Source organism: Pseudomonas sp. Root401, assembly GCF_001425105.1.
Classification (GTDB): Bacteria; Pseudomonadota; Gammaproteobacteria; order Pseudomonadales; family Pseudomonadaceae; genus Aquipseudomonas; species Aquipseudomonas brassicacearum.
Genome location: NZ_LMDO01000003.1, coordinates 62,878 through 80,316, shown reverse-complemented (window position 1 = coordinate 80,316; position 17,439 = coordinate 62,878). Strand labels below are relative to the sequence as shown.

Genomic DNA, 17,439 nt, shown 5'->3' with positions numbered 1-17,439 from the left:
AAGCTTGCTCGCGAGGCGGCCTGACAGCCGGCCTGGCTCGCCCGGTCGCACACCCATCAGATCTGTTTGAGCAGGACCTGTGGGAGCAAAGCTTGCTCGCGAGGCGGCCTGACAGCCGGTCTGGCTCGCCCGGTCGTACACCCATCAGATCTGTTTGAGCAGGACCTGTGGGAGCAAAGCTTGCTCGCGAGGCGGCCTGACAGCCGACCTGGCTCTCCCGGTCGTACACCCATCAGATATGTTTGAGCAGGACCTGTGGGAGCAAAGCTTGCTCGCGAGGCGGCCTTACAGCCGACCTGGTTCTCCCGTTCATACTCCGATCCTATTGTGGGAGCGGGCTTGCTCGCGAAGGCGGCCTTACAGCTGACCTGATTCTCCCGGGTGAAACCAATCCTAATGTGGGAGCGAGCTTGCTCGCGATTGCAGTGTGTCAGTCAACATCAAGTCGATTGAACGGACGCTATCGCGAGCAAGCTCGCTCACAGTTTGATCTTCAGTGACGGCCCGCTGCGGTGTGTCAAATGGCCCCGTCGCTGCGCAGTTTGGCGATCTGCTGTGCATCGTAGCCAAGCTCGCCGAGCACTTGTGCGTTGTGTTCGCCCAGCGCCGGCCCGACCCATTCGGAGGTGCCCGGGGTGTCGGAGAGTTTCGGTACGATGCCCGGCATCTTGAATGCCTTGCCGTCGGGCAACTTGGCCTGCAGGAACATTTCACGGGCCAGAAACTGCGGGTCGCTGAACATATCCTCGGCGCTGAAGATCCGGCTGGCCGGCACTCCGGCCTGGTTCAGTTGGTCGATAACGCTATCGAGCGGCAGCGAGTTGACCCAGCGATCGATGACGCCGTACAGCTCGTCGCGGCGGCTGTCACGACCATCGTTGCTGGCCAGTTGCGGGTCATTGGCCAGGTCGTCACGGCCGATGATCTGCATGAAGCGCTTGAAGATCGCGTCGCCGTTGGCACCAATCTGTACGTGCTTGCCGTCAGCGCTGGTGTGGATGGACGAGGGGGTGATGCCGGGCATGATGTTGCCGGTGCGCTCACGGATGAAGCCGAACACGTCGAACTCCGGCACCATGCTTTCCATCATGGCGAAAATCGCCTCGTACAAGGCCACGTCCACCACTTGCCCGGTTCCGCCGTTGATCTCGCGGTGACGCAGGGCCATCAATGCGCCGATCACGCCCCAGAGGGCGGCGATGGAGTCGCCGATGGAAATCCCGGTGCGCACCGGCGGACGGTCCTCGAACCCGGTGATGTAGCGCAGGCCGCCCATGGACTCACCCACCGCGCCAAACCCCGGCTGATCTTTCATCGGCCCGGTCTGGCCGAAGCCCGAAAGCCGCACCATCACCAGTTTTGGGTTCAGTGCATGCAGCACATCCCAGCCCAGGCCGAGCTTTTCCAGTACGCCGGGGCGGAAATTCTCGATCAGGATATCGGCTTCGCCGATCAGTTTTTTCAGGATCGCCAGGCCTTCGGGGTGCTTGAGGTTCAAGGTCAGGGATTTCTTGTTGCGCGCCTGGACGAACCACCACAGCGAGGTGCCTTCGTACAGCTTGCGCCACTTGCGCAGGGGGTCACCGCCGTCGGGCGATTCGACCTTGATGACTTCGGCACCGAATTCACCGCAGATGCGCGAGGCGAAGGGCCCGGCGATCAAGGTGCCGAGTTCGATGACTTTGACGCCGGCAAGGGGTTTGGCAGTAAGCGACATGACAGATCCTGTAGGACAAAGGCAGAACGAATAGAGCGTTTTATCATAGGCCAAGGTCGGTCGCCGCAGGTTGATGGTCGGCAATTCGTGGATTGCCCGCGTCATCGGTTAGACTTGCCGCCTTTCCTCGTATCAAGAAGCCCGTTCATGGCCCAGCCGTCCACGACTTACAAGTTTGAACTGAACCTCACCGATCTCGACCGCAATGTGTATGAGAATGTGAAGCAGACCATCGCCCGTCACCCTTCGGAAACCGAAGAGCGCATGACCGTGCGCCTGCTGGCCTACGCGTTCTGGTACAACGAGCTGCTGGCGTTTGGTCGTGGTCTGTCAGACGTCGATGAACCTGCGCTGTGGGAAAAAAGCCTGGATGACCGTGTGCTGCACTGGATCGAAGTCGGCCAGCCGGATGCTGATCGCCTGACCTGGTGCTCGCGCCGGACCGAGCGCACCAGCCTGCTGGCCTACGGCAGCCTGCGGGTCTGGGAAGGCAAGGTGATCCCGGCGGTCAAGAACCTGAAAAACGTCAACATCGCCGCGGTGCCCCAGGAAGTGCTCGAAACCCTGGCCCAGGACATGCCCCGGGTGATCAAGTGGGATGTGATGATCAGCGAGGGCACGATTTTCGTGACCGACGACCGTGGCCAGCATGAAGTCCAGCTGCAATGGTTGTTGGGCGAGCGTGGTTGAGCCCACCGGGACTGTAGGAGCTGTGTAGGAGCTGTGTAGGAGCTGTCGAGTGCAACGAGGCTGCGATCTTTCCCCTGACGCTTGAATCTCAAGCGAAAGATCAAAAGATCAAAAGATCGCAGCCTTCGGCAGCTCCTACAGTGCCAAGCTCCCTCGCCACCAGGATTTTCACCATTAAAAGAGAAGTTTTTGTCACCCCATGCGCATAGAACCCCGCCAACTGCCCGACACCCTGCCATTCCTCGGTGACCTGCCGCCCCTGTTGACCCGCCTGTACGCAGCGCGTGGTGTGCAGTCCGAGGCTGAACTGGACAAGAGCCTGGCGCGCTTGATTCCCTTCCAGCAGCTCAAGGGGATCGACGCCGCGGTGGATCTGTTGGTGACGGCGCTGGAGCAACGCCAGCGCATCCTGATCGTGGGCGATTTCGATGCCGATGGCGCGACTGCCAGCACCGTGGGCATGCTCGGGTTGCGCCTGCTCGGTGCGGCCCATGTCGATTACCTGGTGCCCAATCGCTTCGAATATGGCTACGGGCTGACCCCGGAAATCGTCGAAGTCGCCCTGGCTCGCGAACCGCAGTTGCTGATCACTGTGGATAACGGTATTTCCAGCGTGGAAGGCGTGGCGGCGGCAAAAGCGGCGGGGCTCCAGGTGCTGGTCACCGACCACCACTTGCCCGGCCTCGAACTGCCGGCAGCCGATGCCATCGTCAATCCGAACCAGCCGGGTTGCGAGTTCCCGAGCAAGGCCTTGGCCGGTGTCGGGGTGATTTTTTATGTGCTGATGGCCCTGCGGGCGCGTCTGCGCAGCCTGGGCTGGTATGCCAGCACACCCCAGCCGAACATCGGCGAATTGCTCGACCTGGTGGCCCTGGGCAGCGTGGCCGACGTGGTGCCCCTGGACGCGAATAACCGCATCCTGGTGCACCAGGGCCTGGAACGGATTCGCGCCGGGCGTGCCCGGCCCGGCATCAAGGCAATCCTGGAAGTGGCCAAGCGCGATGCTTCACGGATCACCTCCACCGACCTCGGATTTATCCTCGGGCCGCGTCTGAATGCGGCGGGGCGCCTGGACGACATGAGCCTGGGCATCGAATGCCTGCTCACCGATGACCCGGCCCTGGCGCGGGAGATGGCGGCGCAACTGGACGGCATGAACCAGGATCGCAAGTCCATCGAGCAGGGCATGCAGCGCGAAGCCCTGGCCCAGCTCAAGGACCTGCCGGTGGAGTCGATGCCGTTCGGTTTGTGCCTGTTCGATCCGCAGTGGCACCAAGGGGTCATCGGCATCCTCGCCTCGCGGATGAAAGAGCGCTATTTCCGTCCGACCATCGCCTTTGCCGATGCCGGGGACGGCTTGCTCAAGGGCTCGGGTCGCTCGGTGCCGGGCTTTCACATTCGCGATGCGCTGAGCGTGGTGGCGGCGCAGCATCCCACCCTGATCAGCAAGTACGGCGGTCACGCCATGGCGGCGGGGCTGACGCTGCCGGAGGCGAATTTTCCGTTGTTCGCCGAGGCGTTCGATGCGGAAGTGCGTCGGCAGTTGCGCGAAGAAGACCTGACCGGCCGGCTGTTGTCGGATGGCACCCTGGCGGTGGAGGAGTTCCATCTGGAACTGGCCCGGGCACTGCGCCACGCCGGCCCCTGGGGCCAGCATTTTCCAGAACCGATATTCCACGGCGTGTTCCAGTTGGTCGAACAGCGCGTGGTGGGCGAACGGCACCTGAAGGTGGTACTCAAGAGCGAATGCGGCTCGGTGAAGCTCGATGGCATCGCCTTTGGCGTCGACCGCGAGATCTGGCCCAACCCTACGGTGCGCTGGGTGGAACTGGCCTACAAGCTCGACCTCAACGAGTTCCGCGGCCAGGAAACGGTGCAATTGATGATTGCCCATATCGAGCCGCGGTAGCCGATACGCCGATCGGCCTTTGTGGCGAGGGAGCTTGCTCCCGCTGGGCCTGTAGGAGCTGGCGAAGCCTGCGATCTTTTGATCTTGATCTTTCGCTTGGGCCTCAAGTGTTTGGGGAAAGATCGCAGCCTCGTTGCACTCGACAGCTCCTACAGCGTCCAGCGGGAGCAAGCTCCCTCGCCACAGGGTTTCAGGGGCGCCTTAAGTGAACTGCATTGCGTCACACCGTCGGTTTTTAAGTTCTGAACCCTCCGTCCTTGCGGGTTGTCGACTAGGCTCTAAGCACTGCTTGATAGCCCTTGTGACGTCTTGTCGAATTTTTTGCCCGCGGGGGCGGGTGTTGCACCTTTTGTCACTCGTCGACTTTTCAAACAGAACCCTGGAGCCTGCCCACTGATTCGAGAGGTGCCCCATGAGTCTGCTGCTGGAACCCTATACCCTTCGCCAATTGACCCTGCCCAATCGCATCGCGGTATCGCCGATGTGCCAGTATTCGAGCACCGATGGCCTGGCCAACGATTGGCACCTGGTGCACTTGGGCAGCCGTGCCGTGGGCGGTGCCGGCCTGGTGTTCACCGAAGCCACCGCCGTCACCGCCGACGGTCGCATCACTGCCCAGGACCTGGGGCTGTGGAATGATGAACAGATCGAACCCTTGCAACGCATCACCCGTTTCATCACCGCCCAAGGGGCCGTGCCGGGCATACAACTGGCCCATGCCGGACGCAAGGCCAGCACCTGGCGACCTTGGCTGGGCAAGCATGGCAGCGTAAAACCGGCGGACGGCGGCTGGGTTCCGGTCGGCCCGTCGCCGATTGCCTTCGACCCGCAACACACCCAGCCGGTGCAGTTGGACGAAGGACAGATCGCCGATGTGATCCAGGCCTTCGTGGATTCGGCCAAGCGCGCCCTCACGGCCGGCTTCAAAGTGGTCGAGGTTCACGCGGCCCATGGTTATCTGCTGCATCAATTCCTCTCGCCCTTGAGCAATCAGCGCCGCGATCAATACGGTGGCTCGTTCGAGAATCGCATCCGCCTGGTGCTGCAAGTCACCGAAGCGGTGCGGGCCGTATGGCCTGAAGAGCTGCCAGTGTTCGTTCGCGTTTCTGCCACCGATTGGGTCGAGGACGGGTGGAACCCGGACGAAACCGTGGAGCTGGCGCGGCGATTCAGGGCCCTGGGGGTGGATTTGATCGACGTGTCATCGGGTGGCACGGCGGCCAATGCGGAAATTCCCACTGGCCCGGGTTACCAGACACGCTTTGCCGAGCGGGTGCGCAAGGAGTCGGAAATCGCCACCGGCACCGTCGGCATGATCACCGAACCGGCCCAGGCCGAACACATCCTGCGCACCTGCCAGGCCGATATCATCTTCCTGGCCCGCGAATTGTTGCGCGATCCGTACTGGGCCCTGCATGCCGATGATGACCTGGGCGGCCGCAAGGCCACGTGGCCGGCGCAGTACCAGCGGGCTACGCATCGGGACCAGCCGATTCATGAGTCGGATTTGCGCGATTGAGTGCTTGGTAAAACAAAAAGCCCCGGTCGTCATTGGCCGGGGCTTTTTGTTTGTTTGAAAAAAATTGGTGCTTGTACCGGCCTCATCGCGAGCAGGCTCGCTCCCACAGTGGATCTGTTGTGTGGCGCGGATAGCGTTCACAACAAGGCTCAATGTGGGAGCGAGCCTGCTCGCGAAGGCGTCATCCCTGACGCAGCAGGGCTCAGGGATACTTGCGCTTATCCGGTGCCGGCGGGAAGTACTGGTACAACCAGGTCTCGCTCAAGGTGCGGTCCTTGGTGCGAATGAACAGGCGCATCTGCACCGGCTCCACACTGTCGTCGGTCGGGTACCAGTCGAACGTGATGCGGTAGCCCTTGATCGCATCCAGCACCAACACGTTGAAGTCCTTCACTTCGCCATGGGAGCAGGTCACCACCGGTTCGATACCGGTGCCCGGCGGCAGTTGGTCGAGGCCGCCGCCGCTGAAGTCCACGGCAAAACGACGGGCCCAGACGGTCGGGTAATGCTCGCCCGGTGCCCAGCCTTCGATGAAACCGCCCATGCCTGAGCGGGTGGCGTCGACGTGGGCCAGGTCGGTGCTGACTGGCGGCAGCGCGCTCCAGTAGAGCTTGTAGCCATAGTTCAGCGAGTCGCCGGCGGCCACCGGTTTTTTCGGCGTCCAGAACGCGACAATGTTGTCCAGGGTTTCGCCGGTGGTAGGAATCTCCAGCAGGTCGACCGAGCCTTCGCCCCAGGCTGTCGTCGGTTCGACCCACAGGCTTGGACGCTTGCTGTACCAGTCCACGGTGTCCTGGTAGCTGGCAAAATCGTGGTCGGTCTGCACCAGGCCGAAGCCTTTCGGGTCCTTGTCGGCGAAGGCGTTGAATTGCAGGGTGGCCGGGTTGTTCAACGGCCGGCACACCCACTCGCCGTTGCCGCGCCACATGGCCAGCCGGTCGGAGTCGTGGATTTGCGGGTGAATGGTGTCGCACATGCGCCGTTCGACGGTGCCACAGCTGAACATGCTGGTCATGGGCGCGATACCCAACTGCTCGATGGCGGTACGGGCATTGATGTGCGCGTCGATCTCCATCACCACCCGGGTCGGCTGGCAATCGATGTCAAACCGATAGGCACCGGTGGCGCTGGGGGAGTCGAGCAGGGCATAGACCACGAACCGGGTACTGTTCTTTTCCGGGGTTTCGAACCAGAACTTGGTGAAGTCCGGGAATTCCTCGCGCTTCTTCGCGTAGGTGTCGATGGCCAGGCCGCGGGCCGACAGCCCGTACTGGCCGCTGGCATCCACGGCGCGGAAGTAGCTGGCCCCCAGAAACGAAACGATGTCGTGCCGGTCCAGCTCCGGCGCCTTGAAGACGCGAAAGCCGGCGAAGCCCAGGTCACCCTTCAATTGCGCGGTGTTGACCGTGGTTTTCTCATAGTTGAACAGTTCCGGGCGGAAGTGCACCTCACGGGCCATACGCGTCTTCGGATCGACGCTGTACATGCGCACCGGCTGCTTGAAGCCCATGCCGACGTGGAAGAACTGCGCATCCAGTTGCCGCCCGTCGAGGTCATTCCACAGCGAGTGGTTGGCGTCGTACTGGATGGCGTTGAACTGCAGCGGCGACATCAGGGCCAGGGTTTCTGGCAGGACTTGCTTGGTGTCGACGTAGCGGCTCTCGGCCAGCCGCCGGGCCTGATCCTTCAAACCGTTGAAATCGAAGGGACGGGCTTCGCCGTCGGCAGTCTGATCGGCGGCCCAGGCGCGTGCGGCCATGAGCCCGGAGGCCGATAGCCCGGTGTAGGCGGCGAAGGCCATGGAGGCCTTGAGCAGATTCCTGCGGTGCATAAATACAACCTTTCTCGAAACAATCCCGAGCCGATCCTGGCAACAGAGACTGATAAGGGAGTTCGGACATGCCTTTGGCCAAACGCGACGAACGTTAGAACAGATGCCTGAGAGCTGGATCGGTTCACCAAGGCGCAAAATCATAGGGGAAATACAGGCTTTGAGAGAAAGGAAAGCGTGGCTTGGTCAAATTTTCTTACAGTTATTTCTTTTTTTATGTCGATTCCGACTTTTTTTGACTAATTACTCTAAAACTCCCTTTTCACGCTTTGAATCCTCCCTATTCTTTAGCGTGATAGGCGATCTAGCCCGGATTCAGACGGCGCTATCAGGTCAACCTCGACGTAAAGAAGGACAACTCATGACAAAAATACAGGGCATTACCGAAATGCTGGGGATCTTTCCAGGCCTGACCAACCCGCGCAGGACACGCCGGCTCAGCCTGGAAGAATTGAGACTGGTGGAGCGCTATCGGGAGTTGTCGGAAAACGACCGCATCGCCATGCGCTATCTGGTGGATGCGATGCGCAGTGTTTCGCGGTTTTGAAGCGTGGCGCAGGTGAGCGGCCGGGGCGGGGAGCACCGGCCGGCGTTACTCCACCGACCAGTCCTGGGGACGTTCGGTGCGCTGGTGCAGTATCCGCAGGACCTGCAGTTGTCCATGCTTGAGCCGGTAGGGGGCTACGAATGGGTAGCGCGTCAGTACCAGCTCTCGAATATCAGGAGCGACTGACGGACGCCCCGAGCCGGGAAAGCGTTGCAGTTGGCGCAGTGTCTCCAGGATGGCGCTGATGACATCATCGGCGCCTTCTGCACCGATGGCGCTTTGGTAATGTTCGTGGATCGAGTCGAGGTCACTCTGTGCTTTGTCGGTCAGTACGATGCTCGGCACGTTTTGCCCACTTAGCCTTCACGGCGTCCAGATCGGTCAGGTTTCCAGCGTCGGCATCGGCTATGCCTTCGCTGATGGCTTGCAGATGCCAGGATTCGGCCTCCACATATCGGACCAATGCACGCTTGAGGTGATACTGACGGTCGCGGTCGGTGGCGGCAGCCAGCAAGTCCAGCTGTTGGGCCAGACCTTCTTCCACACGAAAGGACAAAACGGGCGAGGCCATGGCTGATCTCCAGGGTGTATACGTTGTAGACACCCTAGGTGCTGCCAGGATTTCCGTCAACCGGCGAGCGTGCACCGATCGACGAAAACCTTAGCAGGACGAACGCAGGGCAAGCGCAAGCATGTGTTGCCAAGGTTGTCTTGTCGTCAATGCTTGAACATCACATGCCGCACTACCGTGTAATCCTCCAGCCCATACATGGACATGTCCTTGCCATAGCCGGAGCGTTTCTGACCGCCATGGGGCATTTCGCTGACGAGCATGAAGTGGGTATTCACCCAGGTGCAGCCGTATTGCAGGCGTGCCGACAGGCGATGGGCTCGGCCGATGTCGGCGGTCCATACCGATGAGGCCAGGCCGTAGTCCGAATCGTTGGCCCAGGCCAGCACTTGTGCCTCGTCGACGAAGGGCGTGACGGACACCACCGGCCCGAAGACTTCCCGGCGGACGATTTCGTCATCCTGCTGGGCGTCGGCCAGCACCGTCGGCTCGAAGAAGAACCCATTGCCGTCCACGGCCTTGCCGCCAGTGATCAGGCGAATATGCGGCTGGGCAATGGCCCGTTCGACAAAACCGGCCACGCGGTCGCGGTGCTGGGCGGTGATCAGTGGGCCCATCTCGGTGTCTGGCGCGGTTTGCAGGCCGTACTTGATGCTGCCCACCGCGGTGCCGAGTTTCTCGACGAACTGGTCGTAGATGCCTTGCTGGGCATAGATACGGCAGGCAGCGGTGCAGTCCTGGCCGGCGTTGTAGAAACCGAAGGTGCGGATGCCCTCCACGGCGGCGTCAATGTCAGCGTCGTCGAAAATGATCACCGGAGCCTTGCCGCCCAGTTCCATGTGCATGCGCTTGACGCTGTCGGACGTGCTGGAAATGATGTTCGAGCCGGTGGCGATGGAGCCGGTCAGCGACACCATGCGCACTTTCGGGTGGGTGACCAGCGGGTTGCCGACGGTTTGCCCACGACCGAATATCACGTTGAGAACACCGGCCGGGAAAATTTCCGACGCCAGTTCTGCCAGGCGCAGCGCGGTCAGCGGGGTTTGCTCCGACGGCTTGAGCACCACGGTATTACCGGCGGCCAGGGCCGGGGCGATTTTCCAGGCGACCATCATCAGCGGGTAGTTCCACGGCGCGATGGAGGCGATGACGCCCACCGGATCGCGGCGGATCATCGAGGTATGCCCTGGCAGGTATTCACCGCCCGCTGAACCACTCATGCAGCGGCTGGCGCCGGCAAAGAAACGGAACACGTCGGCAATCGCCGGGATCTCGTCATTCAGTGCGGCGCTCAAGGGTTTGCCGCAGTTTTCCGACTCCAGCTTCGCCAGTTCCTCGCCGTGGGCTTCGATGGCATCGGCCAGCTTGAGCAGCAACAGCGAACGGTCCTTGGGCGGCACTTGCGACCAAGACTCGAAGGCGGCGTCGGCGGCGCGCACGGCGGCATCGACCTGGGCTTCGCTGGCCTCATTGATTTCCACCAGCACCCGGCCCAGCGCCGGGTTGAACACCGCCTGGCCAGGGCCTTCGCCGTTCACCAGATGGCCGTTGATCAGCAGTTTGGTTTGCATGTCCATGTCCTCTTCATGCTGTTGCTTTTCTGTGGGAGCGAGCCTGCTCGCGATGGCGTTCCTGATAACGCCAAAAGCATCGCGAGCAGGCTCGCTCCCACATTGGATAGTCGTTAGAGCCGGATTTACTTCCCGCCGCTACCGGCCACGCTCTCACCGCCTCGGGTCAGGTAATACGCGCCGAGTATCGGCAACATCGTGACCATCATCACCAGCATTGCCACCACGTTGGTCACTGGTACATCGCGAGGGCGGCTGAGTTGGTTGAGCAGCCACAGCGGCAGCGTGCGTTCGTGGCCGGCGGTGAAGGTGGTGACGATGATCTCGTCGAATGACAGCGCAAACGCCAGCATCCCGCCGGCCAGCAGTGCCGAGCCTAGATTAGGCAGGATGATGTAGCGAAAGGTCTGCCAACCGTCGGCGCCCAGGTCCATCGAAGCCTCGATCAGGCTGTGGGACGTGCGGCGCAGGCGGGCGATGACGTTGTTGTAGACGATCACCACGCAGAAGGTGGCATGGCCGACGACGATGGTGAACATGCCGGGCTCGATGCCCAGGGTCTTGAAGGTCGCCAGCAGCGCGATGCCAGTGATGATGCCCGGCAAGGCAATCGGCAGGATCAGCATCAGCGAAATGCCTTGCTTGCCGAAGAAATCCCGACGGTACAGCGCCGCCGAGGCAAGGGTGCCCAGCACCATGGCGATCAGCGTGGCGATGGCCGCGACCTGCAACGACAGCTTGATCGCCTCCAGCACATCCGGGCGCGAGAAGGCGACGCTGAACCACTTCAGGGTCAGGCCCTTGGGCGGGAAGCTGAACGCGGCGTCCTCGGTATTGAAGGCGTAGAGGAAGATGATCAGGATCGGGAAATGCAGGAACACCAGCCCGCCCCACGCCGCGATCCGCAAGCCCCACGAGGCCCGGTCTTGAGAGTCAGAGTGCATCGAAAGCCCCCAGGCGCTTGACGATAGACAGGTAGATGGCGATCAGCACGATGGGCACCAGGGTGAACGCCGCGGCCATGGGCATGTTGCCGATGGCGCCTTGCTGGGCGTAGACCATGCTGCCGACGAAGTAGCCCGGCGGGCCCACCAACTGGGGCACGATGAAATCCCCCAGGGTCAGCGAGAAGGTGAAGATCGAGCCGGCGGCGATGCCGGGGATCGACAGCGGCAGGATCACCTGCATGAACGTCTGGTGTGGCCTGGCGCCCAGGTCGGCCGAGGCCTGCAGCAGCGATGGCGGCAGACGCTCGAGGGACGCCTGGATCGGCAGGATCATGAACGGCAGCCAGATGTAGACGAATACCAGGAAACGCCCCAGGTGCGAGGTGGACAAGGTGCTGCCACCCACGCCCGGGATCCCCAGCACGAACTGCAACACCGGCCCCAGGCCCAGGTGCTGGACGAACCACTGCGCCACGCCACCCTTGGCCAGCAACAGCGTCCAGGCATAGGCCTTGACGATATAGCTGGCCCACATCGGCAGCATCACCGCGATGTAGAAAAACGCCTTGGTCTTGCCACTGGTGTAGCGCGCCATGTAGTAGGCAATCGGGAACGCGACGATGGCGCTGGCGATGGACACCGCTATCGCCATGCTCAGGGTGCGCCAGATGATGTCGAAGTTCGACGGCTGGAACAGCGCCGCGAAATTCGCCAGGGTCAGGTCCGGCGTGACCGCCATGGTGAAGTCGTCGAAGGTGTAGAAACCCTGCCACAGCAAGGTCAGCAGCGAGCCCAGGTAGATTGCGCCGAACCAGATCAGCGGCGGCACCAGCAACATCGACAGGTACAGGTTGGGGCGCCGGTACAGCAGGTTGGAAAAGCGTCGCAACGGTGAACCGGGCGTGGGCGTTTGAGCAATGGCCAGGGTGTTCATCTCACACCTCGCCGCTGACGGTGTCGTGCAGCGCGACCATCGCCTCCCGCGCCCAGCGTACGCTCAGGTGCTGGCCGGTCTGGTGCTGGGCTGTGTTGTCGAGCCACTGGGTGTTGGCCTGGCTGAGGTTCAGGGTCTGGCCGTTGGCAAGTTTCAACTCGTAGCGCGTGGCGCTGCCCTGGTACTGGATGTCGTGCAGCAGGCCGTGGACTTCGATCTCCCCACTGGCCAACGGACCCTCGGCGAAACGCACATGTTCCGGACGAATCGAGAACGGCTGTGGATAACCGCTCAGTTCCCGGGCCAGCTCACCACGGATTACATTGGAGGTGCCGACGAATTCGGCAACGAAGGTGGTCGCCGGTTTCATGTACAGGTTGCGTGGGGTGTCGACCTGTTCGATGCGGCCCTTGTTGAACACTGCCACGCGGTCGGACATCGACAGTGCTTCGGTCTGATCGTGGGTGACGAAAATGAAGGTGATGCCTAGCTGGCGTTGCAGCTTCTTCAATTCGCCCTGCATTTGCTCACGCAGCTTCAAGTCGAGGGCGCCCAAGGGTTCATCGAGCAGCAACACCCGCGGGCGATTGACCAGCGCGCGGGCCAAGGCCACGCGTTGGCGCTGGCCGCCGGAGAGCTGCACCGGCTTGCGTTCGCCGTAGCCGCCCAGGGCAACCATCTCCAGCGCTTCGTTGGCGCGCTGGATGCGCTCGGCCTTGGCGACGCCTTTGACTTTCAGGCCATAGGCCACGTTGTCGCGCACGTTCATATGGGGGAAGAGGGCGTAATCCTGGAACACCGTGTTGACGTCCCGCTGGTACGGCGCAAGCCCGGTGGCCTCTTCGCCATGGATGCGGATCGAGCCGGCACTGGGTTGTTCGAATCCGGCGATCAGTCGCAGGCAGGTGGTTTTGCCCGAACCGGACGGGCCCAGCATGGAAAAGAACTCGCCGTCCTGGATGTCGATGCAAACCCGGTCAACGGCCTTCACATCGCCGAACTGACGGGATACCTGGGTGAATTGGACTGCAAGCGTCATGGTGCGGGGCTCCAAAAAGCGCGATTTCTATTGGATCGTGGGTGGGTTGCCGTGCACCAGACCTGTGAGAGCAACGCTGTGGGAGCAAAGCTTGCTCGCGATACAGGCGCCTCGGTTCCCCGGGAGACCGCATCATCTTCATCGCGGGCAAGCCTTGCTCCCACACAGTGAACTACACCGACTGATTGGGCTTAGCGCCCGCCCATGATCGCAATGTAGTCCTGGGTCCAGCGGCTATACGGCACGAACTTGCCGCCCTCGGCCTGTGGGGTTTTCCAGAAGGCGATCTTGTCGAACTGATCGAAACCGTTGGTCTTGCAGCCCTCGGCGCCCAGCAGTTCGCTGCCCTTGCACGCCGCAGGCACCGCCGGCAACGAGCCGAACCACGCGGCGACGTCACCCTGGACTTTCGGTTGCAGCGACCAGTCCATCCACTTGTACGCGCAGTTGGGGTGCTTGGCCTCGGCGTGCAGCATCGTGGTGTCGGCCCAACCGGTGGCGCCTTCTTTCGGAATGGTCGAGGCGATCGGTTGCTTCTCGTTCATCAGGCCGTTGACCTGATACGGCCAGGCGCCGGAGGCCACCACGCCTTCGTTCTTGAAATCGCTCATCTGCACGGTGGTGTCGTGCCAGTAGCGGTGGATCAGCGGTTGCTGGGCCCGCAGCAATTCCAACACGGCCTTGTACTGGGCTTCGTCGAGTTGGTACGGGTCCTTGATACCCAGCTCAGGCTTGGCGGTCTTGAGGTACAGCGCCGCGTCGGCGATGTAGATCGGGCCATCATAGGCTTGCACGCGGCCTTTGTTCGGCTTGCCGTCGGGCAGGTTCTGGGCGCTGAACAGCACGCTCCAACTGGTGGGCGCTTGCTTGAACACCTCGGTGTTGTACATCAGCACGTTCGGGCCCCACTGGTACGGGGTGCCGTAGGTCTGCTGGTTGACCACGTACCACGGTGCATCCTTGAGGCGCGGGTCGAGGTTTTTCCAGTTGCTGATCAGTGCGGTGTTGATCGGCTGCACGCGCTTGCCGGCAATCAGCCGCAACGAGGCGTCGCCCGAAGCGGTGACCAGGTCGTAGCCACCCTTGGTCATCAGGCTGACCATCTCGTCGGAGGTGGCGGCGGTTTTCACATTGACCTTGCAACCGGTTTCCTTCTCGAAACCGGTGACCCAATCGTAGGCCTTGTCGCTTTCGCCGCGTTCGATGTAACCCGGCCAGGCGACGATATCCAGTTGGCCTTCGCCAGCGCCAACGGCCTTGAGTGGTTCGGCGGCCTGGAGGCTGACGCTGGTCAGCAGCGCCGTGGTGATTGCACTGAGCAATACGGTCTTGTGCGCGTACATGGAAATCCCTCTTGCTTTAATTATGGTCGGGGCAGGGTTCGAGAAACGTGTCGCTGGTTATTGTTTTAGCTTAGCTGCAAGCTTCGAGCCGCAAGCTGCAAGCCACACACCACCTGCTTTTGCTTGCAGCTTGCCGCTCAAAGCTCCCGGCCATGCCGGGCCATGATGTGGCGCACCACGCTGTAGTCCTGGAGCGAGTCGCTGGACAGGTCTTTGCCGTAGCCCGAACGTTTCAGGCCGCCGTGGGGCATTTCGCTGACCAACATGAAATGGCTGTTGATCCAGGTGCAGCCGTATTGCAGCCGCGCCGCCACTTGCATGGCCTTGTCCAGGTTCTGGGTCCATACCGAAGAAGCCAGGCCGTATTCGGAATCGTTGGCCCAGTCCACCGCCTGGCTGAGTTCGTCGAAGCGGGTCACGGTGACGACCGGGCCGAACACTTCGCGCTGGACGATTTCATCGCTTTGCTTGCAGCCGGCCAGCAACGTGGGCTGGTAGTAGAAACCTGCACCGGAATGCACCGCCGCGCCGGTAATGCGTTCGATGTGTGGCTGGCCGAGGGCGCGCTCGACAAAACTGGCCACGCGGTCGCGCTGGCGGGTGCTGATCAGCGGGCCGATCTCATTGTCGGCGTCGCGCTTGCCGGCAAAACGCAAGCTGCTGACCGCCGCGCCGAGTTCGGCCACCAGGCGGTCGTGAATCGCGCCCTGGGCGTAGATCCGGCATGCCGCGGTGCAATCCTGCCCAGCGTTGTAATAACCATAGGTGCGCACGCCTTCGACCACGGCCTGGATGTCGGCGTCGTTGCACACGATCACCGGCGCCTTGCCGCCCAGCTCCAGATGCGTGCGCTTGAGGGTTTTCGCCGCGGCCTGGAGGATCTTCTGCCCGGTGACGATATCGCCGGTCAGCGAGACCATGCGCACCTTGGGATGGCTGACCAGATGGCTGCCCACACCTTCGCCACCCCCGCAGAGGATGTTGATCACGCCCCGTGGCAGGATCCGGGCCAGTGTCGGCGCCAGGGCCAGGATCGACAGCGGTGTGTGTTCCGACGGCTTGAACACCAGCGTATTGCCGGCGGCCAGGGCCGGGGCGATTTTCCACGCGGCCATCATGATCGGGTAATTCCACGGTGCAATGGACGCCACCACGCCAATCGGGTCGCGGCGCACCATGCTGGTGTAGCCGGGCAGGTATTCGCCACTGAGCTGGCCGGTCTGGCAGCGCACGGCACCGGCGAAGAAACGGAATACATCCACCGTCGCACTGAGGTCATCCTGGCGCGCCAGGTGCAGCGGCTTGCCGCAGTTCAGGGATTCGAGGCGGGCCAGCTCATCGGCGTTCTTTTCGATGGCGCTGGCGATGTCCAGCAGCAGGTTCGAGCGTTGTTGCGGCGTGGTGCGCGACCAGCCGTCGAAGGCCTGATGGGCGGCGAGGATCGCGGCTTCGACCTGCTCGGTACTGGCCTCGGCGATGTGAGCCAGCACTTCGCCGGTGGCCGGGTTGAGGATCGGCTCGACAATGCCTTCACCGGGAACCAGTTCCCCGTCGATCAGTAATGCGGTGCACAACGGGGTTTGCGTACCAGCCATGTTCGCCTTCTCTTTTTGGAAGTGACTACTGCTATCAGCTACAACACAAACCTGTGGGAGCGAGCCTGCTCGCGATAGCGGTCTATCTGTACCCACCGCTTCGCGAGCAGGCTCGCTCCCACAATGGATTGCGGCGATGCAGCAAGACTAGTGCTCAGCCTTAAGGCCGACAAATTCGAAATACTCAAGGCTGCGTTCGATTAAATAGATGGCTTGCGCCCGCCATGGGGTTGTTCCCGGGCGACGGCCAGGAACGGGTCGACCGACGCCGGTCGCGCCGTGCCCCGGCGCCAGGCCAGGCCTACGTCGAGGGTCTGGTTGAGGTCGGCAATCGGTCGCGCTTCGATGATGTCACCTTCCAGCGACCAAGGGCGGTAGGTCATGTCCGGCTGGATCGACACCCCCAACCCTGCCGCCACCAGGCTGCGCACCGCTTCGGTCGAGGCCGTACGCAGGGTGACCCTGGGTTGCAGGCCGGCACCACGCCACAGGCGCTGGGCACTGCGGTCCATTTCATCGACGTTCAGCTGGATCAGTGGCTCGCGGGCCACGTCGGCCAGGTTGATGTTGTCGTGTTCCAGCAGCGGGTGTTGCGCTGGCAGCCACAAGCGGTGTGGTGAATGCGTCAGCACTTCGGTCTGCAAGGCGTGGCGGTCTTCCAGGTTGGACAGGATCAACACCCCGACGTCGATTTCACCGCTGACCAGCAAATGCTCGATGTACGGTCGCTCGTCCTCCATCACCCGGATCTCCACGTTGGGATAGGCGCGCTGGAAACGGGTCAGCAGGTCCGCCAGGTAATAGCCGGCCACCAGGCTGGTGACGCCGATGGTGACTTGGCCGGCGACCTGGTCGGTGCTCTGTTGCAGGCTGCGCTTGGCGTTGTCGACGGTGGCCAGGATCAAATGAGCCTGGCGCAGGAATTGATGACCCTGGTGGGTCAGGGTCATGCCCTTGGCGTGGCGGTTGAACAGGCTGACGCCGATTTCCTGCTCCAGTTGCTGGATGGCCAGGGTCAAGGTGGATTGGGAAATGAATGCCGTTTGTGCAGCGGCAGAGATGGAGCCGGTTTCGGCCACGGCGATGAAATGGCGGATCTGACGCAGGGTCATCATGGTCGAATATCCGGTGGGCGGTTTTATCGATGTGCTGGAGTGTATATCGTTTTTTTAGAATGAAAGGGAGTGTGTCTTGCAATGAGCCAGGCAACATCTGGAAGCAATCTC

The 17,439-nt window shown here is 62.0% G+C and carries 15 protein-coding genes; 4 read left to right on the top strand and 11 right to left on the bottom strand.

Annotation, left to right across the window (positions count from 1 at the left end):
* Positions 1-517: 517 nt before the first annotated feature.
* Positions 518-1,717, bottom strand: a complete 1,200-nt coding sequence (locus ASC85_RS04240) for a CaiB/BaiF CoA transferase family protein (RefSeq protein ID WP_003198107.1) — start codon at positions 1,715-1,717, stop codon at positions 518-520.
* 147 nt (positions 1,718-1,864) lie between these two features.
* Between ASC85_RS04240 and ASC85_RS04235 the strand changes: the two genes are divergently transcribed.
* From ASC85_RS04235 to ASC85_RS04225, 3 genes are all read left to right on the top strand, one after another.
* Positions 1,865-2,407 (top strand): YaeQ family protein, encoded by a 543-nt coding sequence (locus ASC85_RS04235; RefSeq protein WP_003198109.1) that lies wholly within the window; start codon positions 1,865-1,867, stop codon positions 2,405-2,407.
* Between the two features lie 199 nt (positions 2,408-2,606).
* Positions 2,607-4,316, top strand: coding sequence for a single-stranded-DNA-specific exonuclease RecJ (gene recJ / locus ASC85_RS04230; protein WP_057448393.1), 1,710 nt, complete (start codon positions 2,607-2,609; stop codon positions 4,314-4,316).
* A gap of 412 nt (positions 4,317-4,728) precedes the next feature.
* The gene (locus ASC85_RS04225; protein ID WP_057448392.1) at positions 4,729-5,835 is read left to right on the top strand and encodes an NADH:flavin oxidoreductase/NADH oxidase; all 1,107 of its coding nucleotides are present in this window, start codon (positions 4,729-4,731) and stop codon (positions 5,833-5,835) included.
* A 202-nt stretch (positions 5,836-6,037) separates the two neighbouring features.
* Here the strand turns inward: ASC85_RS04225 and ASC85_RS04220 are convergent, their stop codons facing one another.
* Positions 6,038-7,666, bottom strand: coding sequence for a glucan biosynthesis protein D (locus ASC85_RS04220; protein WP_057448391.1), 1,629 nt, complete (start codon positions 7,664-7,666; stop codon positions 6,038-6,040).
* A gap of 361 nt (positions 7,667-8,027) precedes the next feature.
* On the opposite strand from ASC85_RS04220, the gene ASC85_RS04215 reads away from it, so the two are divergent.
* Entirely contained in the window at positions 8,028-8,213 is a 186-nt protein-coding gene (locus tag ASC85_RS04215) for a hypothetical protein (RefSeq protein WP_003198116.1), read from the top strand.
* A gap of 45 nt (positions 8,214-8,258) precedes the next feature.
* Here ASC85_RS04215 and ASC85_RS04210 read toward each other — a convergent pair whose 3' ends face one another.
* The 9 genes from ASC85_RS04210 to ASC85_RS04170 all read right to left on the bottom strand — a co-directional run bounded on the left by ASC85_RS04210 (position 8,259) and on the right by ASC85_RS04170 (position 17,328).
* Entirely contained in the window at positions 8,259-8,558 is a 300-nt protein-coding gene (locus ASC85_RS04210; RefSeq protein WP_057448390.1) for a type II toxin-antitoxin system RelE/ParE family toxin, read from the bottom strand.
* Positions 8,521-8,784, bottom strand: a complete 264-nt coding sequence (locus tag ASC85_RS04205; protein WP_003198119.1) for a CopG family ribbon-helix-helix protein — start codon at positions 8,782-8,784, stop codon at positions 8,521-8,523. Before ASC85_RS04205 ends, ASC85_RS04210 begins: the two co-directional genes overlap by 38 nt.
* Positions 8,785-8,930: 146 nt before the next feature.
* Positions 8,931-10,355 (bottom strand): gamma-aminobutyraldehyde dehydrogenase, encoded by a 1,425-nt coding sequence (locus ASC85_RS04200; protein WP_057448440.1) that lies wholly within the window; start codon positions 10,353-10,355, stop codon positions 8,931-8,933.
* A 125-nt stretch (positions 10,356-10,480) separates the two neighbouring features.
* Entirely contained in the window at positions 10,481-11,299 is an 819-nt protein-coding gene (locus tag ASC85_RS04195) for an ABC transporter permease (protein ID WP_057448389.1), read from the bottom strand.
* Positions 11,289-12,236, bottom strand: a complete 948-nt coding sequence (locus tag ASC85_RS04190; protein ID WP_057448388.1) for an ABC transporter permease — start codon at positions 12,234-12,236, stop codon at positions 11,289-11,291. Before ASC85_RS04190 ends, ASC85_RS04195 begins: the two co-directional genes overlap by 11 nt.
* A gap of 1 nt (position 12,237) precedes the next feature.
* The gene (locus ASC85_RS04185; protein WP_057448387.1) at positions 12,238-13,275 is read right to left on the bottom strand and encodes an ABC transporter ATP-binding protein; all 1,038 of its coding nucleotides are present in this window, start codon (positions 13,273-13,275) and stop codon (positions 12,238-12,240) included.
* 191 nt (positions 13,276-13,466) lie between these two features.
* Positions 13,467-14,618 (bottom strand): putative ABC transporter substrate-binding protein YdcS, encoded by a 1,152-nt coding sequence (ydcS, locus tag ASC85_RS04180; protein WP_024616776.1) that lies wholly within the window; start codon positions 14,616-14,618, stop codon positions 13,467-13,469.
* A gap of 137 nt (positions 14,619-14,755) precedes the next feature.
* Positions 14,756-16,213 (bottom strand): gamma-aminobutyraldehyde dehydrogenase, encoded by a 1,458-nt coding sequence (locus tag ASC85_RS04175; RefSeq protein ID WP_057448386.1) that lies wholly within the window; start codon positions 16,211-16,213, stop codon positions 14,756-14,758.
* Between the two features lie 200 nt (positions 16,214-16,413).
* A complete protein-coding gene (locus ASC85_RS04170; protein ID WP_057448385.1) occupies positions 16,414-17,328 on the bottom strand; it encodes a LysR substrate-binding domain-containing protein in 915 nt (304 codons plus the stop codon).
* Between the last annotated feature and the right edge of the window lie 111 nt (positions 17,329-17,439).

What these genes read in the sequence shown, in the direction of transcription:
- ASC85_RS04240 (WP_003198107.1), bottom strand. Translation starts at nt 1,717, where the DNA reads ATGTCGCTTACTGCCAAACCCCTTGCCGGCGTCAAAGTCATCGAACTC.
- ASC85_RS04235 (WP_003198109.1), top strand. Translation starts at nt 1,865, where the DNA reads ATGGCCCAGCCGTCCACGACTTACAAGTTTGAACTGAACCTCACCGAT.
- recJ (WP_057448393.1), top strand. Translation starts at nt 2,607, where the DNA reads ATGCGCATAGAACCCCGCCAACTGCCCGACACCCTGCCATTCCTCGGT.
- ASC85_RS04225 (WP_057448392.1), top strand. Translation starts at nt 4,729, where the DNA reads ATGAGTCTGCTGCTGGAACCCTATACCCTTCGCCAATTGACCCTGCCC.
- ASC85_RS04220 (WP_057448391.1), bottom strand. Translation starts at nt 7,666, where the DNA reads ATGCACCGCAGGAATCTGCTCAAGGCCTCCATGGCCTTCGCCGCCTAC.
- ASC85_RS04215 (WP_003198116.1), top strand. Translation starts at nt 8,028, where the DNA reads ATGACAAAAATACAGGGCATTACCGAAATGCTGGGGATCTTTCCAGGC.
- ASC85_RS04205 (WP_003198119.1), bottom strand. Translation starts at nt 8,784, where the DNA reads ATGGCCTCGCCCGTTTTGTCCTTTCGTGTGGAAGAAGGTCTGGCCCAA.
- ASC85_RS04200 (WP_057448440.1), bottom strand. Translation starts at nt 10,355, where the DNA reads ATGCAAACCAAACTGCTGATCAACGGCCATCTGGTGAACGGCGAAGGC.
- ASC85_RS04195 (WP_057448389.1), bottom strand. Translation starts at nt 11,299, where the DNA reads ATGCACTCTGACTCTCAAGACCGGGCCTCGTGGGGCTTGCGGATCGCG.
- ASC85_RS04190 (WP_057448388.1), bottom strand. Translation starts at nt 12,236, where the DNA reads ATGAACACCCTGGCCATTGCTCAAACGCCCACGCCCGGTTCACCGTTG.
- ASC85_RS04185 (WP_057448387.1), bottom strand. Translation starts at nt 13,275, where the DNA reads ATGACGCTTGCAGTCCAATTCACCCAGGTATCCCGTCAGTTCGGCGAT.
- ydcS (WP_024616776.1), bottom strand. Translation starts at nt 14,618, where the DNA reads ATGTACGCGCACAAGACCGTATTGCTCAGTGCAATCACCACGGCGCTG.
- ASC85_RS04175 (WP_057448386.1), bottom strand. Translation starts at nt 16,213, where the DNA reads ATGGCTGGTACGCAAACCCCGTTGTGCACCGCATTACTGATCGACGGG.
- ASC85_RS04170 (WP_057448385.1), bottom strand. Translation starts at nt 17,328, where the DNA reads ATGATGACCCTGCGTCAGATCCGCCATTTCATCGCCGTGGCCGAAACC.